A 19,650-nucleotide genomic window follows, 5' to 3' on the forward strand; every position below is an offset into this window, starting at 1 on the left:
TTGAAGGAGGGCGCGAAGCGTTCAGCGCTCGCCAACATCTCTACGGGTTCTAGTTGCGATTCCCGACGACGCCCCTTGAGTCCGGTGTTCTCACGTCACCCCACGTCAGGCTCTGCATGAGAACGGAACGCACGCGTGGGGCTTGGCCTCAAGGGCAACCTTCCAGTGAGGGCAAATCTTCTAAGTTCAGACATCAGCCAAACTGGGGCAGCCCCCAATTGCACAAAGTTGGGCGTTAACGCACTGAAGAATGCAACATGCTCGCGCGACTACTCCCATACGAAAATGAAGCCAAGACGAGCGCCCACCGCCCGCAGTTGCCGTCCGCTCGTGAACGTCCTGGTGTCGCGGCCCTTTTCAGCGGGACGATGACTCAATCAGGCCGGTCCCGATTTCCAAGTTCAGCCATTCCGGGCGTTGGGCAAGCGCTGAGCCACTATTGGAGGCAGCAAGGGCCAGTGACTGGCGAGCGTCTCGATTGCAATCTCTCGAAATCCGAGGCGCGGCGCGACTACGGTTTGGCCACCTCGAGAGATCAGGCTACGCGCGCGGCGTCCATCTGTCACGAGTAAGAGGGGATAGCCATGCCGAGCTCCTGCGCGAATCGCTTCGGGGGCCGATCTCGACAGGTGTACGAAGATCCGTGACATCGGGCGTAGCCCCTCACGCGCATCGAAGATGCGGGCTGCGCCTGAGGTCGAAGTTGCGTGGAAGGCTCTCGGAGGGGAACCGGCGAACGCAATCTTCGCGTCATCCAGAGTCACCGTTCGCGAGTGGCCGTACCTGGCCCTCACAAGTCCATCGCGGAATTCGAACCGGGGGTCTGACAGCGTTGACGCAACAATCGCAACTTCTCGTTCGGTGACCCCGTTCGCGATTGCACAAGCCAGATCAGCGACTGAAGCCCACCCCTCCCCGTCGACGTTCACCATCTCGCCATGACGTAGGTGGTACGCCATCGACCTGCTGACCCTTATGCGACGGTGGTCACTGATCGCCAACTCCTCTGACTTCAGGTCCGACAAGCCCCTCGTACGCCGCCACGCAGTCAGTACGCGTCTTGCCCAATCACTTAACGTCGCTTGCTGAACGTTGTCCGCAAGCCCTTCGAGCGTTGCCTGCGCGTGAGCCTGGTCATCGCTGCTCGCGTTGTCGAGCGTGAGGCGACGCAGTGCTCTCGCTGCCACCGCTGCCTGATAACTCACCCAAAGTGCCGTGATGTCGGCTACGTTTTGCTGGCCAAGCCCGGCGAGGTATGCATCGAAGATCTCCCTGCGACGCCGCCAGTCGCCTGGCGCGAGCAGCGGAGCGTCGTCGGTGACCTGCGCTAACTCGTAGCCGGCCGGCCTTGACCCTATTGCTTCGAGATCGAGCGCGAGGACACATCCGTCACTTGTCAGCACCCAGTTGTCGAGGTGGGCGTCACGACGTCGTACTGGCTTTACGCCCGAGACGAGACTCCACCATTGTTCGAACGCCTCTATGTGCGAACGTTCGCCGATGGCACGTAGCCATCGCCCCACTTCCCGCTCTTTGAGCCCGCGCCTAACACCTTCTGGGCTCGCGCTCTCCACGCGATTCATGAGCGCGAGGAACGCCGCTATGCGCTTGAGCAGGGCGTCCGCGCGCTGCACGCTCTCGCGTTCCACGACGATTCTCGCCGAGTTGCCGGGCACGTAGCGCCTCAGACAACGCCGATTGCCGTCGCCTACGTCCAACTCTGCGAGGTGCTCGGGGAGCGCGAACTCACCCCCAGCATTGGCCTCGTCAATCGCTTGACGCAGGTCCTTGAGCCGCGCCGCCTCACGCTCGACCCCCTCCGCTCGCATTACCTTGATAGTGAAGTTCTCAGTCACTAGGCCGTAATAATCAGCGACCGTCGTGACGTCACTCCGCCCGCCAAGTCGCGTGACCGAGAGATCGGGACTATCGACTGAACGCAAGCCGGCGAGGTCATGAGACCTCGGGCATCACCGCTCCGAACCTTCGAGGCGACATCGCTGTCCGGATCAGGACAGCCTTCCGGCAAAGAGACGGGTCCAGATATCTCGACGTCCTGTGCTAGAAGTAAGAGTGGGGTTGGCGAGGCGCTCTCCACGCCAGCCAGCGCAATCAGTTCGCCCACGATGCGCGAGCGGGATATCGAGTCGCCGTCCAGTCGTGCGAGCAAGAGTCCGTCACGTGCGCCGAGGAACACAGACCGATCGTCCCTAAGGCCCGGGCTAAGGCTCACTACCTCTGCGGAGGTCCACTGCCGTGCGCAGTTGCTCCACTTGCGTTTCAGCGCTTGAGAGTGTGAGAAGGTCTGCGCAAACGCCCCGGGCTAGCAGATCCCCCGCCAGCGCTCGATCGTTGATTCGTGCGGCCATCGCCGCGGCTAGCGTCTTCAAGAGCGTTGAGGGCGGGTCAAGGCGCGCTCCAAAGGGGAGCCTGAGGCCAAGAATCGAATCTCCATCCAGGATCTCAGGACCGACTCTGCAAGCTTCGATCAACACGTCTAGCAACAACGCTCGCACCGCGTCGTCAGAGTCGGGGCTGTTTCGAAGGGCGTTTTGCAGAAACGTAGCCGCTTGCTCGATTGCCGCCTGGCGAGCCCTGGGCCTAGCGACCGACGCGAGTCTCAAATAGGCATCGCACGATGCCAGTTGTGCAGCGGGCGTGCACTCGTAGTCGTGCTTTGACATGTACGCGGTAGCGGACCGAACCTGAGACAGGAGCGCCGCAGGGTCACGCTCAATGTCGAAGCGGAGCACCGCAGCCTCAATTAAGTAGGGAACCGCAGAGGCCGGGTCGTTGCCCTGCTTTAACGATTCCGTGAGCGTGTAAATCGCCTCGGAAACCTCTGATGGACTTGCAGTTGAGAACCTGGCTGCGAGAACAGTGGCGACACCAAGCCGACCAGTGAACTCCTTCCGGCGCGCGGCGGAGGTAAGGTCGCTGTGGCCGACGACATCACGCAAGTACCCGCGCGCGACCGCCAGCGCACGCACGAACAGCACAGGGCGCCGCCAATTGATCTCGCGCGCATAGTCATAGAGCGCGAGCGCGGCCCGTTCACGGATTGTGTGCAGAGTCTTGAGGTACGACATATTGGGTGGCAAGGCCTCCGAGATGTCGGCCGCGCCTGCAGCGAAAAGCGCCTCAAAGTGGAGAGCCTCAGCAACTGAGAGGTCGGCGCCAAGCGCCGCCTTCCATTCGCGAACTAGGTCGGTCACTAGGGGCGCAGACTCAAGCAGCGAAGCGAATCGAACATCGCCTGAGCCAGAGGACGAGAGGCGCGACTGCAACGATCGAGTCGGAGCGATGGCGAGGCTACGCAGAAGCGCTTCTATGGCTTCCGTCGACTCCGGGTCGAGTCGCACCCGCGGCAAACTGTGGAGTCGGGCAACATCGGCGGGAGTCGGTACTGGCACGAGTCCCCCTGTCCAACCACGCACGTAAACTGCCTCTACGGCGCATCGCCGCGTCCTGATCGAACTCTAGACCCAAGCCCGAGTATGCCCCGAGATTGGTCGACCGGGGCTGTCGGGCCGCGAGGGCCAAGGGTTGGGCATCGTGATCAGCCTCCATCGTGATGGATGCTGTCTCCCGACCATCAGGTCACGTGGCGAGTCGTCGTGAGCGGCGCGTAACCGCCTGGCACGCTGAGCCTCGTGAGCAAGCGCGACGACCCGGTGAATGGGGAGTTCGTGCTGCACGAGGTCTCGCCAGAGTCTCCCCTCTTCGAGCAAACTGTCGCACTTGCGGATTCGAATCGCGAGTTCCTGGGAATCATGAGCCGTGTGGCTTGGCGAGACTATGCGGCACGTCGCGGGCTCATCGCCGCGACTGCCAGCACCCCAGGCGGTGGCGAGCGCGTGGTTGGACTCGTTTCCTTTCGCCGCGGGAAACATCGCGCTGCGCTGGCTCACCTCGCGGTAGCCAACGAGGCCCGCGATCGCGGGCTCGCGCGGTTACTCGTTGGTGAGGTCGCAAGGCGCACGGAGGACCTATCGGGGGTCCTGGTGCGTTGTCGGCGGGACTTTCCCGCGCGCGAACTCTGGCCCAAGCTCGACTTCGTGCCTCGGGGCGAGCAGCCGGGCCGCGGCAAGGAGCCGCACATCATTACATGGTGGTGGCTCGATCATGGACATCCCGACCTATTCGCATTGGATGAAACCTCCGCATCCGGCGTCCCTGTTGTGCTCGATGCGAATGTGTTTATCGATCTCTATAGCGACGATGCAAATGCGGACGCTCTACTTACTCAATCGGCGTTGGACGAAGCCCAGGAGAGCGGAGCGGTCCTCATGGTGACCCCCGAACTCCCTCGTGAGCCTTGACCGTTACCCAGAGGCCGCGGAGCGGAAGCGCCTCATACAAAGAGCACAAGGTGTCCCGCTCGTGCATCCGCCTCGGGACGCTCTCGATGCGGCACGTGAGGTAATTCGCTCCAAAGCCGAGCGGGCTCCTGGCAGAGCGCAGGATCAGTCTGACGCTGCTCACCTGGCGTATGCGTCGGCGGCTGGCGCCGGATACCTGGTCACGCGCGATGTTCGTGCACAGCGCCGCCTGGGCCGAGCCGCGTCAGCCCTAGGAGTAAAGATCTTGAGTCCTCTCCAGGCTCGCGGCAGAGCTCACACCGGACGGCAGTGACGCACGGTACTGGCCATCTGTGGCTCACGGGCAATCATTCGAGGTAATCGACGACCTGGCTCCGGCCGTGTCGATCCTCAAACGCCTCAACGCAGACTACGTCGGCGAGAAGCAGCGCGAGCCTTGCGCGTCGACTTGAGCCTGCTCATGTTGGCCGGGGCCCGTGGCCACGCGTGGGCGCTCAGCGATTCAGCGGGCGGGCCACTCGCCGGCCTCGCACTCACGCGTGCAGGCAACGAGGTCACGGTGCACCTGGCGCGTGTCTCCCAAGGACCTCTACAGGATGTTCTCGCCCGGTACATCGTCCAGTACCTTGGCGCGGCGACCGCCATCGACGAGCACACGCTGGTCAGGGTCATCGATCCGCATCTCCCGCCCGCCGTACACGACTCTCTCGCCTCGGCAGGCTTTGAACAAGCGGCGGGCATATATGTCGCACCACGGCTCCGAGGTCTCCTTTCAGCGACCGATGCCGCCCACGCGCTCTGCGAGTTATCCGGCAATGCGCTGGATGGTTCAAAGGTCCTTCGGCGCGTCGATCAGATCTCGCGCGACGGGGCTTCACCGACAGAGTTCTTGGCGCTAGAAGCGGCGTGCGCTCCACTAACGCTGGCAGAGCCCTCGATACCCGTATGGTCCGTACCGATCAGGCCCCAGTATGCGTGGGAACTTTTGGGCGTCGGCGAGAGCCTCTTCACGCGCAAGGATTCGCTCGGCATCTCGGTCGAACACGTCTACTACACAGGCGCGACGGCGCTGCCACCCGCTGGTTCTCGCGTGCTTTGGTACGTCAGCGGCGAGAACACGCCCGCCTACGTCGCTCAGAGCGTGGTAGCCGCGTCCGGCCGCGTCCCGTGGAAAGAGGCATTTCGCTCGAACCGCAGGCTCGGCATCTACACCCGCGACGAGGTGCGCAAGGCTGCGTCACCGTCTGGCAAGGTTGGGTACATCACCTTCGGGCGCACTCGTCCCCTTCCACGAGCGGTTGCGCTTGACCGTGCAAACGTTATGGCGTCAGACCTAGGGACGAAGATGATGTTGCGAAGCCCATGGCAGTTGCCCGCAGCGTTAGCCACAGAACTGATGGAGGTGGCGTTTGAACTCAAACAGTAGCCAGATCATGTTGCTGTCGATTCGGCCTCGGTACGTCGAGCGGATCCTTGCTGGCGACAAGACCGTCGAACTGCGTCGAACGAAGCCGCTGGTGGACGTGGGCCAGCCCATCGCGATTTACTCCACTCTGCCCGCAGGTGCCATCGTCGCGACCGCGAGAGTGGCTCGGGTAGAGCAACGCGCCAAGCAAGAACTGTGGGAAGCACGGAGACGGACACTCGGGGTATCGAAAGACGAGTTCAACTCGTACTTCGCCGGAAGATCACACGCCGTAGGCGTTCATCTTGACTTGGTTGCGCCGCTGGAAGCACCTGTTTCACTCTCACAGATGCGAGTCCTGGGAGTGCCCAATCCCCCGCAGCAGTGGATGTTCCTCAGATCCAGCGACTGGGGCCGGCGCCTAAATCTGGCGGAACCGGCAGCCGCCTGAACGAGCGGCTCTGCCGAACCGATCGGTGACAGTGCGAACTAACCCGCGTTCGGCTCAGCCCGCGAGCGAGCACAAAGGCAGGGTAAGACCGATCACACGACGACCCGCCCCTGCCGTGTGATCAGGATGTCGACGACGGCGTCGTACAGCGTCCAGCACTTGGCGCTGGCGACTTGGGTGCCGTAGCCGAGGACTCGGCCGTGCATGATGCCGTGTCGGCTCATGACGCACTCGGTTGTCGTCTCGTTCACGCCCCGCTTGTAGAGCGCGTGAAGGACACGTAGCGAACACGCCATTCCGACCAGGGTGGTGGGCTCGATCATGTCGATCATTCGTCGATCACTGCCGGTGAAGAAGAGTTTGCCTTCTTGCGAATCGGCGACAAGACCTTCGATCGTGTTGAGGATCAGCGGGATTGCCGCGTCGTAGTTCCCGTCAAGGTGGAGAGCCCGAGCCTTGCGGACTAGTTCCCAGCGCTTGCCACCGATGGTTCCGAGGTGAGTCTCGCCGTAGAGCGCCTTGTACACATACTTCATGCGATTGATCGGCCGGTCGATCCAGGTCCCGTCGATCGCCGCTGCGAGTACAACGTCGGCGGCTTCACCGGACTGGTCGAGCGCCTCTAGGGCATCCTTCTGTGTCGGCACACCGATGTTCGTCACGCCCCATCCGCGAGGAGTGAAGTGCTCGAAGGAACGAGCGGCCGTCTCGTGCAGGTCGCGCATCTGCGCCACTGCAGCAACCATCTGCTTGCCTTCACGACGAAACAAGGGGATGGAGGCGATGAATGCGCTGTGCTCGTCCCATAGTCCGATGTTGTCCTTGGGATCGAGCGCGAGCGCGACCTGCTTGAAAATTTCGGGGTCTATCCCTGACCTGGCCACCTGTTTCTTCCCTCCATCGATGTCGACCAAGAGATACACCCTTGTACCGACACCCGCGCCGCCAGCGCCGCGCAGCCCCCACATACCTTTAGGACTAATCACGTCGCCACGCACACTCCAATCGTCGGGTCTGCACCGCTCCGGAGCCGCTTATGATCTGGCTCGCCCGCTTGCGTGAACGCGCCCACCGCACGGTCCCGTCGTTGCTGGAGAACTCTCAACTGATCGCATAGCCTTTCCAGGCGCCTTGGCAGAAACACTGCGGTCTGCCGTGCGCGTGACCGCATCCGCGATTAGGCGCCTTGATCGGGCCGGTCGGGCACGGAAGGCGCGGAGGACTAGCGACACCTACGCCGGGCGCCGGATCAGGTGAGTGTTGCTTGATGGACGAGGAAGTTATCAATGTTGCGTTTGGAGATCATCACCTTGACGGCCCTTGCAGGCTCCGTCGGGTTGGCGTCCTTGGTTGAAGGCTCCGAGCACGACGTGGAAGTTGGCGGCGTTAACTTCCAGAATCAGCATGCGGCTGAACCGCACGGCTGATTTGAAGCGCGAGGAGTACGACTTCTCGTTGTACTCGCCGCGTCCGACGTGGCCGGCGATGCGGCGCCAGATGTTCCACTCCACCACTGGGAGGTCTTCTTCGTCCTTGCTTCGCCACGTCTCATGCTCGTAGATGACGTACCAGAATCGGCCAAACTCCTCGATACACGCGCGGAGGTCGGCGGCGTCGTTTCCTGGCGATTCTCGCGACGTGATGGTGGAGGCCTTGAGGTCGCCGTAGTACGTAATCTTCCCCCGGTTCTTGAAAACTAGGTCGTAATCAAGGTCGCCTTGGCGTTTGGCCTTCTGGAACTCGATGAGGCGGCTCGCACCATTGCGGCGGAGGTACTCGTCGAATCGGTACTCAAGGTAGAAGCCGGCCCACTCACCTTGCATCGCGTCGGGCCAGCGCGCGGTGTGCATTTCCTGCACGGCTTCAAGTGCCTCGAGTCTGTCACCCGTGAGGAACTCGGCGTTGAAGTCATCGAACACATCCACATAGGTTGTGCTGGCCCACACGACCGGCCAAATACGCGGCGAAGAGGTCGGAGCGAATGCTTGTGGTGATTGCCGTGACTATCGATACGTGAGAACAGGCCCAGCGTCTGCGCCTGAAAGAGGTCGTTGGTGGCTATGTGCGCAGCAGAGTTGTTCGCCTTCCTGCGGACGTATGTGCTGGGTTCGAAGTCCACAAAGATCGTGACATCGTCGTAGTGGTAGATGCCCACGAACCGTGGCTCAAGGCCCTGGGTGATGGCTTCGTCATGAACGCTGACCCAAGTTCTTGGTATCTGGATCCGCTTCTTGAACTCGGGCCACGGGTTGCCTAGATGAGTCACCTGGGCGAAGAGGAGGACCTGGTTGCGGAAACGGACCGTGCGCGTGTCGGCAAACCGCTCAGCCCGGGCGTGCGGCAACGCATCCAACAGCAAGTCGACCTTCGCTGTTGGGCTCAGTGTCGTATCGACGTCGCCGGTCAGTGTGCCGTCACGAAGCACCTGGTCCACCACCACTTTGCCCATGCCGACTTCTTACCAGATCGGGTATCCGTTGCGGACGGGACCGTGGTGTTCGTCACTCCAACCTGCGTGGCCATGGCCGCGCCTTCGAGCAAGGACGTCCTATCGTCTGGAGCGATATCGGAGAGCCCGTTCGCCACTGTCAGTGGTGGGACGTAGGCTTTCCCCATGCTCGATGAATCAGCCTCGGACGCCATCACCTTCGCGGACCTCTTCGCCGGCGTCGGTGGCTTCGCCGCCGCACTCTCTGCGATGGGTGCCGAGCACGTGTACGCGGTCGAAATCGACAAGCACGCCGCCGCCGTCTACGAGGCGAACTGGCAGCACCCCGCACTCGGGGACGTCACGAAGGACGCCAACGACGACGGTGTGACGGTGCCGCCGCACGACATCATCACCGGCGGATTTCCCTGCCAACCGTTCTCGAAGTCTGGTGCCCAGAGGGGCATGGACGAGGTCCGCGGCACGCTCTTCTGGAACATCGAGAAGATCGTTCGGGAACGCAAGCCCACACTGATCTGCCTCGAAAACGTCCGCAATCTCGCCGGCCCACGTCACAAGCACGAGTGGCAAGTGATCATCGAGCACCTACGCAACGCCGGCTATCAGGTTGCCGAGCAAAGCGCCGTCTTCTCTCCGCACCTCATCGCACCTGAGTTCGGCGGGTCGCCGCAAGTGCGCGAGCGCGTCTTCATTACCGCCACGCTCGTGCCCGAGGGCATGGTCATGGACCCCGACCCCGAGCCGGTCGCGCTTCCCGAGCACGTACTGATGCGCCGCGAATGGAATCTCGTTGAAGACCTGCCGATGGACAGGGCCGGCGTCGTTCCGGGCACTGAGATCTCCGCAGACGAGCGCTCCTGGATTGATCACTGGGAGCAAATGGTCGTCTTTATGCGAGCGTGGCGCGCAGAGCAGGCACGGGTCACAGGAGAGCCCTTGCGCCGGTTGCCCGGCCACCCAGTCTGGGCTGACGCCTGGGTCGCAACGAAGGCCGCGCGTGAAGGTTTGCTGGACGGTGCGCCGGCCTGGAAGGCCGACTTCCTGCGCAAGAATTTTGACCTGTACGACAGCCTGCGCGAGTTCCTCGGCGCGAAGGCCATCAACACTTGGCTGCGTGAGGTGCGCGAGTTCCCTGAGTCCCGCCGCAAACTCGAGTGGCAGGCGCAGGATGCCGTGTCGATGTGGGACTGCGTGATCTCACTGCGTCCTTCAGGGCTGCGAGTGAAGCGGCCGACGCACCTGCCTGCGCTGGTCGCGATCACACAGACGCCGATCATCGGCCCCATCCGCCGCAAGTTGTCCGCGCGCGAGGCGGCACGGCTGCAGGGCCTGCCGGACAACTTCACGTTCGTAGATCAGCGAGACGCGCTGACTTACAAGCAAATGGGAAATGGCGTCAATGTGGGCGTTGTGAACCAGGTGCTCAAGGCACACTGCGAGCGAGACAAGCGACTGCTACTCGCGACCGATCGGGGACGCGCAATCTATGCCATGGTCGCAGACGCGTCAGACGCCCCAAGGGATAGCGTGAGATCGTGGCTCGAGAGCCATGCACGCGCCTCGGTGTCATAGAACAGCGCCACGTGAAGGGCTCCGTGGCCGTGTGAGCGCGGATCTCGCTAGACCGCCACGCGACTGGCGTAGGCAGGGCCTGGCAGGATGTCAGAGAGCGCCCTCCCAGACTTAACCGGACTGCCAGGGGCAGTCCAGTAGTAGTCACGCGGGTTCGGCGCCGCGCCTGAGACGATTCGGTGCGCATTGGCTCCCTCGAGCCAACCATCGGACAGCCCCTTCAATTGGGACTTCATCCACGTACCCCGCCATGCCCTGTACCTCGGGGGCAGCACGAGTTCCCGCGACCAGGCATAGAACGTCTTGATCGCGCCAAGGATGAGCCCCGCTTGCCCGAACCCGTTGGCGTCGCTCAGGTCGACAGCATCGTCCAAATGCTCCCTAATCGGCATTCGCCACTGATGGTTGACCCATCCTCTCCGGACACCTGAGTGCTGTTGAAGCCAGGCCTCGGCTTCCCGAACACTCGCCCTGACATCCGAGACATCGCCATGTGCAAGTGGAGACATCAGACTCCCCGGCATGTGCTGGGTGGCCCACCTGATGCAGTTGTCACGGAATCTTCCGTTCACGGACTGAAAGCCTCCGTCTGGCATCCACGCGAGACCTGTTCCTACTCCACGGCCATTGTCGAGGCGAGCCGAAGCCGGATCACGGTTGAGCACCCACCACGCCCATTGGAAGGTGCCGAACGGGTACTTGTTCGCATAGTCGCCGACCTGCGCGTGTCCGGCTATGACACTTGGGTTGACACTGGCGCGGAGCGTGCCGACGGCGCGCAAGTCCGAGCGGCGCTGCGCCGGAACGTGCTGGGACAACACCCGGGCTCCCGGCCACAACATCTCGGCGTCAACCCACACCACCGAGGTGAGGTCAAGGGGTGGCTCAATGTCGGCATCGAGCCAGAGAGTCGCTTTGTCGTAGAAACCCATGATCGGCCAGCCGAAGTGGTCATGGAGCAGTGCAGCAGTGAGGAGCCCGTCGATGTCAGTATCGACGATCTGCCCGGTCACGTCCGCTTCCCAGGACCTCAATCGTCTATTCGCCTCGAACCACAGTCGCTCCGCCTCGATTACCACCTGAGATAGATCGTCCCGCGGAAGGTGGAAGTAAGGAACTCGCTCCGTGAGCCCGTAGCGAAGACATACCTAACGAGCCCACCTCAAACGCAGCAATCCGCACGCGACACCGGAAAACAGCGAAGGCCCCCGGTTTCCCGGGGGCCTTCTTCACGTGCGCGAGGGGGAGTTGAACCCCCACGCCCTTTCGGGCACACGGACCTGAACCGTGCGCGTCTGCCTATTCCGCCACTCGCGCGTGCCGGGCAACTCTAGCACGCTGGCACATCAGGCTTCGACCACCTTGCGACCGTCGCTCAGGCGGTTCGAGCCTCCCAGGTGAAGGCTCCGACCTTGCCGCGGAGGTCGCCCGCCAACGAGTTCAGGTGGCCCACCGATGTCTCCACAGCGCCGAGCGCGTCGGTGCCCTGCGTGGTGGCGTCCGCGACGGCGGCGATTAGCGCGGCGATGTCGCCCGTGCCGGACGCAGCCTCAGCAACCCCACGACTCATCTCACCCGTGGTCGCGGTCTGCTCCTCCACCGCCGACGCAATCATCATCTGGAAATCATTGATCTGCTTCACAATCAAGGAAATCTCCTCAATCGCCTCCACAGCACCACCGGTATCAGCCTGAATCGCCGCAACCCTGCGAGCCACCTCCTCGGTAGCCTTCGCCGTCTCCTGCGCCAAATCCTTGACCTCACCAGCCACCACAGCGAAGCCCTTACCGGCCTCACCAGCACGAGCCGCCTCAATCGTCGCGTTCAACGCCAACAGGTTCGTCTGCTCAGCAATCCCCGTGATCACCTTGATCACATCGCCGATCTCCTGACTGGACTGGCCGAGCCTCGGCCACCTTGGCATTGGCCGCATCGGCGACAGCGGTGGCGTGGGCCGCCACTCGCGCGGCCTCGTTGGCGCTGTGCGAGATCTCCTTGATCGAGGCACCCATCTGCTCCGCACCAGACGCCACCGCCTGCACCGAACGGTCCACCTCGCCGGCGCTTGCGGCCGCCTGGGTGGCGCGGGAATCGGACAGGGCCGATGCGGCTCCCACCTCGGCGCTCGCCGCCGTGAGGTCGCGGGCCGCCTCGGCCACGGTCCCCGCCGACTCGGCAATCCCGCCCACGAGCGTCCTGAGCGAGGCCGCGGTCACGGTCAGCGCCGTGGACATGTCGCCCAGTTCATCGCGAGACGTCACCTGCGCATCGACGGTGAGGTCGCCATCGGCGAGGCCCGAGATCGCGTGCGTCAGGCTGCGTGCGGCCTTGGTGATGCGCCAGGCAAGCACCAGACCCACCCCCACGGTGCCCACCACCGCGGCCACCAGCACACCGGTGATGAGGGTGCGCGTCGCAGAGGCCTCTGCCTCCGCATCGGCCAGCGCGGCGGTGCTGCGCGCGCCGAACTGCTCGAGCACCGCGATCTGCCCGGCGGACATCTGATCCACCTGGTAGAGCGCCAGAAGTGAGACGCCGATGACGATCGCGACCCCCACGCTGAAGGCGGCGAGGATCTGTACGGTCAGCGACACCCGGGGACGACGACGCCCCGCGGGGACAGGGTGAGGCATGGTGATGGAGTCCTTTCGGAAAGCGGGCGCCCCCGACCATCACGGCACCGGGAAGCGGCACCGGTGACTAGTAGGTGAAGATCGCGACGCTGGTGCGCAGGCGTGCGGACAGTTCGGCCAGCGCGGCGACGCTGGCGCCGATCTGGTCCAGTACCTCCGTGGACTCTGCGGAGGACTGCGCCACCGAGGCGATGGTCACGGCGATGGATGCAGAGCCATCGGCCGCCTCGGACACGCCGCGGGACATTTCGCCCGTCGTGGCCGTCTGCTCCTCCACCGCCGAGGCGATGGTGGTCTGGAAGTCGGAGATCTGACGGACGATCTCGGCAATTTCGCCGATGGCCTCGACGGCTCCGCCCGTGTCCTCCTGAATCGCGGCGACGCGTCGCGCGACCTCCTCGGTCGCACGGGCCGTCTCCTGCGCCAGGTCCTTGACCTCGCCCGCGACGACCGCGAACCCCTTGCCCGCCTCGCCCGCGCGGGCGGCCTCGATGGTGGCGTTGAGCGCGAGCAGGTTGGTCTGCTGCGCGATGCCCGTGATGACCTTGATCACGTCACCGATCTGCTCGCTGGAGACGCCAAGCCTGCCCACCGACTCGCTGGCGGCATTGGCGACGATGGTCGCGGTGCCGGCTACCTTCGCGGCCTCGTTCGCGTTGTGGGAGATCTCCTTGATGGAGGCCCCCATCTGTTCGGTGCCCGAGGCGACGGCCTGGACGCTGCTGTTGACCTCGTCGGCCGCGGCGGCCACCACGGCGGCCTGGGATGTCGTCTCCTGGGAGCCTTCGAGGACCTGCGCGTTCGCGGCGGCGAGTTGCTCCGCGGCGGCGGCGACGGACTGTGCCGATGCCACGACATCGGCCATGGTCTCCCTCAGCGCCGCCTGCGCGCTGGCAAGCGACTGGCCCATGTCGCCCATCTCGTCGCCGGGCTTCACCTGCGCCTCCGCGGTGAGGTCTCCTCGGCGAGGGCCTCGATCGCCACCTGAAGGCTCCTGGCGCTCGAGGTGATGCGGCGCGCCAGCAGCAGTCCCACGGCGAGGGCGACGGCCACGCCCACCGCCAACAGGCACATGACGACGATGACGGCGTCGCGCCCGCGCTGCTGTTCCGCGAGGGCCTCCCGCTCGAGTTCGGCGTCGACAAGGCTCGGTGAGCGCTCCGGCCGTGTCGATCATCTCCAGTTCAAGCATCTGCACACGGTTGAGCCTGGGACACATCCGCGGTGGTGCCGTCGGAGCGGGAGGCATAGGCGGCCTCCTGGGCGTCCGCGTACTCGTCCCACAGGGCCCTCGCATCGGCCGCACCGTCGAAAGCGCGGCCGTAGGTCGCGGCGAACCGCTCCTCGAACGCCATGAACGCTGCATCGAGGAGCGCGATGTTCTGCTCCTGCACGCGCCGCCTGAGGCCACGCTCCTGTGCCGACATGGTGCCCAGGCGCGACCCCTGGACGCGGACCGTGGTGAGGGCGTCCTGCACGTCCACCACGCTGGAGTAGACGCTGGCGACGTCATGGACCGCGTGATACGACGTGGCCCCGCTATCTCGCAACGCGACCGAGGCGACGATCCCTGCTCCGCCAAGGAGCACAATCACTGCGGTGAACCCGACGAGAATGCGGGCACGCAGCCCCCATCGCCGTCGCTGAAGGGTGATGCCGGCATCCGTGCCGTCCATGGCGAGCCTCCATCTCGGGGACATTCTGTCGAGGGGACTTGGTTTCCCATCGGCCATGGGCCCGCAAAGGTGAGGAGTTCTGCCAGGGACGTTGCCCGTCGCACGCGCCGAGGCCGGCCGGGAGCAACGCTCCTGGCCGGCCGCGGTTCGCGCTAGTACTTGAAGATTTCGACGCTGGTGCGCACTTGGACGACAACTCCGCGAGGCTCGTTCACGGAAGCCCCGATCTGATCGAGGACCTGAGCAGAATCCGCAGCCGACTGCGCCACCGACGAGATATTCGAGGCAATATCACCCGAACCCGACGCAGCCTCAGCGACCCCACGACTCATCTCACCCGTGGTCGCGGTCTGCTCCTCCACCGCCGACGCAATCGTCATCTGGAAATCATTGATCTGCTTCACAATCAAGGAAATCTCCTCAATCGCCTCCACAGCACCACCGGTATCAGCCTGAATCGCCGCAACCCTGCGAGCCACCTCCTCGGTAGCCTTCGCCGTCTCCTGCGCCAAATCCTTGACCTCACCAGCCACCACCGCGAAGCCCTTACCGGCCTCACCAGCACGAGCCGCCTCAATCGTCGCGTTCAACGCCAACAGGTTCGTCTGCTCAGCAATACCCGTGATCACCTTGATCACATTGCCAATCTCCTGACTCGACGCACCCAACTTCGAGACCTGCTCGTTGGTGGACTCCGCCACATCCGTGGCATGCGCAGCAACCCTGGCCGCCTCATTCGCGTTATGCGAAATCTCCTTAATCGAGGCACCCATCTGCTCAGCACCAGACGCCACCGCCTGCACCGACCGATTCACCTCATCAGCAGCATTCGCGACCACACCAGCCTGAGCCGACGTCTCCTGCGAACCCGCAGCCACCTGAGCATTCGCAGCCGACAACTCCTCCGCCGCAGCAGCAACAGTCTGCGCAGACGACACCACCTCAGCCATCGTCTCCCGGAGCGCCCCCTGCGCCGACGACAACGACCGAGCCATATCCCCCATCTCATCGTTCGACCGCACCCGCGCCTCAGCCGTCAAATCACCCTCAGCAAGACGCTCAAGGGCGTTGCTGACCTCGGAGGCCGAGTGCTTCATGCGACGCGTCAGCCATGTGCCAAGTCCCAGGGCAACCACCACTGCCACGACCTGGAGAATCACGAGCAGCGTCCGGACCTTGGAGTTCAGAGCATCGGTGCCCTCAACCTCAGTCATCACCTTCGACGACACCTGGTCGGTCAAGAGACTGACGGCCGAGACAAGATCCGTTCCGAGTTGACGGCGCTCGTCAGCGGGGACGGGCTCACCGACATACTCAGGGTCGAAGTACGAGGCCTGCGCCTCCTTGTAAGCCACCCAGATGTCGGCACCCCCGCATCGTCCGTAGGCTCGGAGCCGAACGACTCCGCGAAGACCTGTGAGAACTCTGCGTACTCCGCCTCGAAGGTCGCGTAGAGCCTCCTGCTGGTTGGCCCACGCGGCAGGCGGCTCCTCGGGGGTGAGGGTATTCATCCTCAGCCCCTCGGTACGCACGGACCACAGCGCGTTCGTGAGCCTCCGCGACGGCCTTGTCGGCGTTGTACAGATCGGTCATGCTGCCGACATCACTCGCATGCTGAGAGTTGAGCCTGCGTCACCGCGGTCATGCCTACCGCGATGAGGAGCGCAACGACGGCGCCGAACGCGACGCTGATCTGTGCGGTGAGGGTGAAACGGGGACGCTTGCGCGGCTCCTTGACGATGTCCATGACTCTCCTGTGAGTGCTCATTGAGGGGACGCCGATGCCGCCGACGGTTGCGTTTCCGGCGGCACCGGACGGCATTAGTACTTGAAGATTTCGACGCTGGTGCGCAACTTGACGACAACTCCGCGAGCTCGTTCACGGAAGCCCCGATCTGATCGAGGACCTGAGCAGAATCCGCAGCCGACTGCGCCACCGACGAGATATTCGAGGCAATATCACCCGAACCCGACGCAGCCTCAGCGACCCCACGACTCATCTCACCCGTGGTCGCGGTCTGCTCCTCCACCGCCGACGCAATCGTCATCTGGAAATCATTGATCTGCTTCACAATCAAGGAAATCTCCTCAATCGCCTCCACAGCACCACCGGTATCAGCCTGAATCGCCGCAACCCTGCGAGCCACCTCCTCGGTAGCCTTCGCCGTCTCCTGCGCCAAATCCTTGACCTCACCAGCCACCACCGCGAAGCCCTTACCGGCCTCACCAGCACGAGCCGCCTCAATCGTCGCGTTCAACGCCAACAGGTTCGTCTGCTCAGCAATACCCGTGATCACCTTGATCACATTGCCAATCTCCTGACTCGACGCACCCAACTTCGAGACCTGCTCGTTGGTGGACTCCGCCACATCCGTGGCATGCGCAGCAACCCTGGCCGCCTCATTCGCGTTATGCGAAATCTCCTTAATCGAGGCACCCATCTGCTCAGCACCAGACGCCACCGCCTGCACCGACCGATTCACCTCATCAGCAGCATTCGCGACCACACCAGCCTGAGCCGACGTCTCCTGCGAACCCGCAGCCACCTGAGCATTCGCAGCCGACAACTCCTCCGCCGCAGCAGCAACAGTCTGCGCAGACGACACCACCTCAGCCATCGTCTCCCGGAGCGCCCCCTGCGCCGACGACAACGACCGAGCCATATCCCCCAACTCGTCGTTGCTCTTCACATGAGCTTCGACGGTGAGGTCTCCCTCGGCCAGCGCTTCGATGGACTGGCTGACGGCTCGGGCAGACGCCTTGATGCGGCGCACGACGAGGAGCGCCACGGCACCGGCAATGACGACTCCCGCGATCACGAGTGCGATCACCACCGTCGTGGTCGTCGCGGAGCGCTGGGCGGCCGCGTCCTCGCGTGCAGCGAGGTCTGCGTCCACGCCCTCGGTCAATGCCGCGACGCTGTCGACGAGGTTGGTGCCGGCCTCACGCGTTGTCCCCTCGCGCACCGCCTTGAGGGTGTCGAGATCGTCGGCGAGCGCTGCGGGCAGGAAGTCAGCCAGCATGGCGTCTCGATAGGCGGCCCACTGGGACTCGACGGCGGCGAGTTCGTCCGGCACGTCGCCGAAGGTTTCGGTATAGGTCTCAGCGAAGGCTGCGAGAGAAGCCTCGAATGTCGCGTAGTCGCCCTCGAGCTTTTCCTGCTGCTCCGGACGGTCGGCGACGGGATAGGACGCGACCGTTCCGGCTGCCTGCCGGGCCTTCCACAGGTCGTTCTGAAGCGCCAGCACCGCGGCGCTCATCTGCGACTGATCACCGACGAGCTCCTCCGTGCTGGCTTCTCCCGCGCGCAACTGCACGGTGGCGAGGCTGCCCGCCATGGCAAGCGCCACGAGCGCCACACCGACAGCGGTGAAGATCTGCGCCGAGAGGTTGATGCGTAGCCGGCGCTTAGCGCCATCGGCCGTGGTGATGGTGTCCATGACTCTCCTGTGAGTGCTCATTGAGGGGACGCCGATGCCGCCGACGGTTGCGTTTCCGGCGGCACCGGACGGCATTAGTACTTGAAGATTTCGACGCTGGTGCGCACTGGACGACAACTCCGCGAGCCTCGTTCACGGAAGCCCCGATCTGATCGAGGACCTGAGCAGAATCCGCAGCCGACTGCGCCACCGACGAGATATTCGAGGCAATATCACCCGAACCCGACGCAGCCTCAGCGACCCCACGACTCATCTCACCCGTGGTCGCGGTCTGCTCCTCCACCGCCGACGCAATCGTCATCTGGAAATCATTGATCTGCTTCACAATCAAGGAAATCTCCTCAATCGCCTCCACAGCACCACCGGTATCAGCCTGAATCGCCGCAACCCTGCGAGCCACCTCCTCGGTAGCCTTCGCCGTCTCCTGCGCCAAATCCTTGACCTCACCAGCCACCACCGCGAAGCCCTTACCGGCCTCACCAGCACGAGCCGCCTCAATCGTCGCGTTCAACGCCAACAGGTTCGTCTGCTCAGCAATACCCGTGATCACCTTGATCACATTGCCAATCTCCTGACTCGACGCACCCAACTTCGAGACCTGCTCGTTGGTGGACTCCGCCACATCCGTGGCATGCGCAGCAACCCTGGCCGCCTCATTCGCGTTATGCGAAATCTCCTTAATCGAGGCACCCATCTGCTCAGCACCAGACGCCACCGCCTGCACCGACCGATTCACCTCATCAGCAGCATTCGCGACCACACCAGCCTGAGCCGACGTCTCCTGCGAACCCGCAGCCACCTGAGCATTCGCAGCCGACAACTCCTCCGCCGCAGCAGCAACAGTCTGCGCAGACGACACCACCTCAGCCATCGTCTCCCTCAGCGCCCCCTGCGCCGACGACAACGACCGAGCCATATCCCCCATCTCATCGTTCGACCGCACCCGCGCCTCAGCCGTCAAATCACCCTCAGCAAGACGCTCAAGGGAGGCCTTGATGACACCTGCGGAGCGGACGATCTTGCGAGACACGAAGATGCCCAGTCCCACGGCGACGATGACGGCGATCACCATGACGACGGTGAGCCACTGCTGGACGGTCGCGGTGGAGGACTCGGTGGCCTGCACGTCCTCCTGGACGCTTTCGCCGATGAGGGTCGCGAGCGCGTTGACGCGCGCCACGAGGTCGTTGCCCACGGCCGTGCGCTCCTCGGCGGGGACGGGCTCGCCCACGAAGGTGGGCTCGTACAGCGACATCTGGTTCTGCTTGTACTGCTCCCACACGGCGTAGTCCGCCTCGTAGTTGGGCAGCGAGGTGTCGAACTTGCTCTCAAAGAGCCTCGGAGAACTCCGCCAGTTCGTCTTCGAAGGTGACGTAGCGCGCCTGGAGCCTCGACCCAGGCATCGGGGATCTCCTCGTCCGTGAGCGCGCGCATCGCGATGCCCTGCGAGCGAACCTGCCACAGGGCGTCCTGCGGCTCCTGGACCGCCACTCGGAGTCGTAGATGGTGGTCATGAGGGCCAGGTCCTGCTCGCCCTGCTGGGACAGCCGCACGATCGCGACCACTCCCACGGAGACGAGGATGGCGACGACCGCAAGGAATGCGGCCATGATCTGCGCCATCAGGGGGAAACGACGGGTCGCGCGGGGACGCGGCTGGTCGAGGGTGTCCATGATTCTCCGATCCGAGGGGGAGCACGGCA

General features: G+C 63.8%; 17 protein-coding genes, 1 tRNA gene and 1 pseudogene. 4 read left to right on the forward strand and 15 right to left on the reverse strand.

Annotated elements, in window-relative coordinates:
* Nucleotides 1-401 precede the first annotated feature (401 nt).
* Nucleotides 402-1,856, reverse strand: a complete 1,455-nt coding sequence (locus tag QQK48_RS07910) for an RNA 2'-phosphotransferase (protein ID WP_284328082.1) — start codon at nt 1,854-1,856, stop codon at nt 402-404.
* 366 nt (nt 1,857-2,222) lie between these two features.
* A complete protein-coding gene (locus QQK48_RS07915) occupies nt 2,223-3,215 on the reverse strand; it encodes a hypothetical protein (RefSeq protein ID WP_284328083.1) in 993 nt (330 codons plus the stop codon).
* Nucleotides 3,216-3,653: 438 nt separating this feature from the next.
* On the opposite strand from QQK48_RS07915, the gene QQK48_RS07920 reads away from it, so the two are divergent.
* The 3 genes from QQK48_RS07920 (at nt 3,654) to QQK48_RS07930 (ending at nt 6,178) form a co-directional block, all read left to right on the forward strand.
* Complete coding sequence (locus QQK48_RS07920; RefSeq protein ID WP_284328084.1) at nt 3,654-4,322, forward strand: GNAT family N-acetyltransferase; 669 nt, start codon at nt 3,654-3,656, stop codon at nt 4,320-4,322.
* Between the two features lie 559 nt (nt 4,323-4,881).
* Nucleotides 4,882-5,748 carry a hypothetical protein gene (locus QQK48_RS07925; protein ID WP_284328085.1) on the forward strand — a complete coding sequence of 289 codons (867 nt, stop codon included), beginning with the start codon at nt 4,882-4,884 and terminating at the stop codon, nt 5,746-5,748.
* A complete protein-coding gene (locus tag QQK48_RS07930; protein ID WP_284328086.1) occupies nt 5,732-6,178 on the forward strand; it encodes an ASCH domain-containing protein in 447 nt (148 codons plus the stop codon). The genes QQK48_RS07925 and QQK48_RS07930 overlap by 17 nt, the downstream gene beginning before the upstream one ends.
* Before the next feature lie 92 nt (nt 6,179-6,270).
* Here the strand turns inward: QQK48_RS07930 and QQK48_RS07935 are convergent, their stop codons facing one another.
* The 3 genes and pseudogenes from QQK48_RS07935 to QQK48_RS21510 all read right to left on the reverse strand — a co-directional run.
* Nucleotides 6,271-7,092, reverse strand: coding sequence for a hypothetical protein (locus QQK48_RS07935; protein WP_284328087.1), 822 nt, complete (start codon nt 7,090-7,092; stop codon nt 6,271-6,273).
* 369 nt (nt 7,093-7,461) lie between these two features.
* Entirely contained in the window at nt 7,462-8,103 is a 642-nt protein-coding gene (locus QQK48_RS07940; protein WP_284328088.1) for a hypothetical protein, read from the reverse strand.
* Between the two features lie 77 nt (nt 8,104-8,180).
* Nucleotides 8,181-8,627 (reverse strand): annotated as a pseudogene (locus QQK48_RS21510) (hypothetical protein); the annotation flags it as partial.
* Nucleotides 8,628-8,792: 165 nt separating this feature from the next.
* Here QQK48_RS21510 and dcm point away from each other — a divergent pair.
* On the forward strand, nt 8,793-10,199 hold the full coding sequence (dcm, locus tag QQK48_RS07945) for a DNA (cytosine-5-)-methyltransferase (protein ID WP_284328089.1): 1,407 nt from the start codon (nt 8,793-8,795) through the stop codon (nt 10,197-10,199).
* A gap of 47 nt (nt 10,200-10,246) precedes the next feature.
* Here the strand turns inward: dcm and QQK48_RS07950 are convergent, their stop codons facing one another.
* The 10 genes from QQK48_RS07950 to QQK48_RS07995 all read right to left on the reverse strand — a co-directional run bounded on the left by QQK48_RS07950 (nt 10,247) and on the right by QQK48_RS07995 (nt 19,621).
* Nucleotides 10,247-11,212: a hypothetical protein gene (locus tag QQK48_RS07950; protein WP_284328090.1), complete on the reverse strand. Its 966-nt coding sequence runs from the start codon at nt 11,210-11,212 to the stop codon at nt 10,247-10,249.
* Between the two features lie 221 nt (nt 11,213-11,433).
* A tRNA-Leu gene (locus tag QQK48_RS07955) sits at nt 11,434-11,516 on the reverse strand.
* A gap of 58 nt (nt 11,517-11,574) precedes the next feature.
* Complete coding sequence (locus QQK48_RS07960) at nt 11,575-12,075, reverse strand: methyl-accepting chemotaxis protein (RefSeq protein ID WP_284328092.1); 501 nt, start codon at nt 12,073-12,075, stop codon at nt 11,575-11,577.
* The gene (locus QQK48_RS07965) at nt 12,047-12,832 is read right to left on the reverse strand and encodes a HAMP domain-containing protein (RefSeq protein WP_284328093.1); all 786 of its coding nucleotides are present in this window, start codon (nt 12,830-12,832) and stop codon (nt 12,047-12,049) included. Before QQK48_RS07965 ends, QQK48_RS07960 begins: the two co-directional genes overlap by 29 nt.
* A gap of 67 nt (nt 12,833-12,899) precedes the next feature.
* Nucleotides 12,900-14,009 carry a methyl-accepting chemotaxis protein gene (locus QQK48_RS21515; RefSeq protein WP_431308311.1) on the reverse strand — a complete coding sequence of 370 codons (1,110 nt, stop codon included), beginning with the start codon at nt 14,007-14,009 and terminating at the stop codon, nt 12,900-12,902.
* A 7-nt stretch (nt 14,010-14,016) separates the two neighbouring features.
* On the reverse strand, nt 14,017-14,508 hold the full coding sequence (locus QQK48_RS07975) for a hypothetical protein (RefSeq protein ID WP_284328094.1): 492 nt from the start codon (nt 14,506-14,508) through the stop codon (nt 14,017-14,019).
* 152 nt (nt 14,509-14,660) lie between these two features.
* Nucleotides 14,661-16,019, reverse strand: a complete 1,359-nt coding sequence (locus QQK48_RS07980) for a methyl-accepting chemotaxis protein (protein ID WP_284328095.1) — start codon at nt 16,017-16,019, stop codon at nt 14,661-14,663.
* A 78-nt stretch (nt 16,020-16,097) separates the two neighbouring features.
* Entirely contained in the window at nt 16,098-17,948 is a 1,851-nt protein-coding gene (locus QQK48_RS07985) for a methyl-accepting chemotaxis protein (protein WP_284328096.1), read from the reverse strand.
* Nucleotides 17,917-19,230 carry a methyl-accepting chemotaxis protein gene (locus tag QQK48_RS07990; protein ID WP_284328097.1) on the reverse strand — a complete coding sequence of 438 codons (1,314 nt, stop codon included), beginning with the start codon at nt 19,228-19,230 and terminating at the stop codon, nt 17,917-17,919. Before QQK48_RS07990 ends, QQK48_RS07985 begins: the two co-directional genes overlap by 32 nt.
* Before the next feature lie 46 nt (nt 19,231-19,276).
* Nucleotides 19,277-19,621 carry a hypothetical protein gene (locus QQK48_RS07995; protein WP_284328098.1) on the reverse strand — a complete coding sequence of 115 codons (345 nt, stop codon included), beginning with the start codon at nt 19,619-19,621 and terminating at the stop codon, nt 19,277-19,279.
* Between the last annotated feature and the right edge of the window lie 29 nt (nt 19,622-19,650).

The sequence above is a fragment of the Demequina litorisediminis genome, assembly GCF_030161615.1.
GTDB classification, from domain to species: domain Bacteria; phylum Actinomycetota; class Actinomycetes; order Actinomycetales; family Demequinaceae; genus Demequina; species Demequina litorisediminis.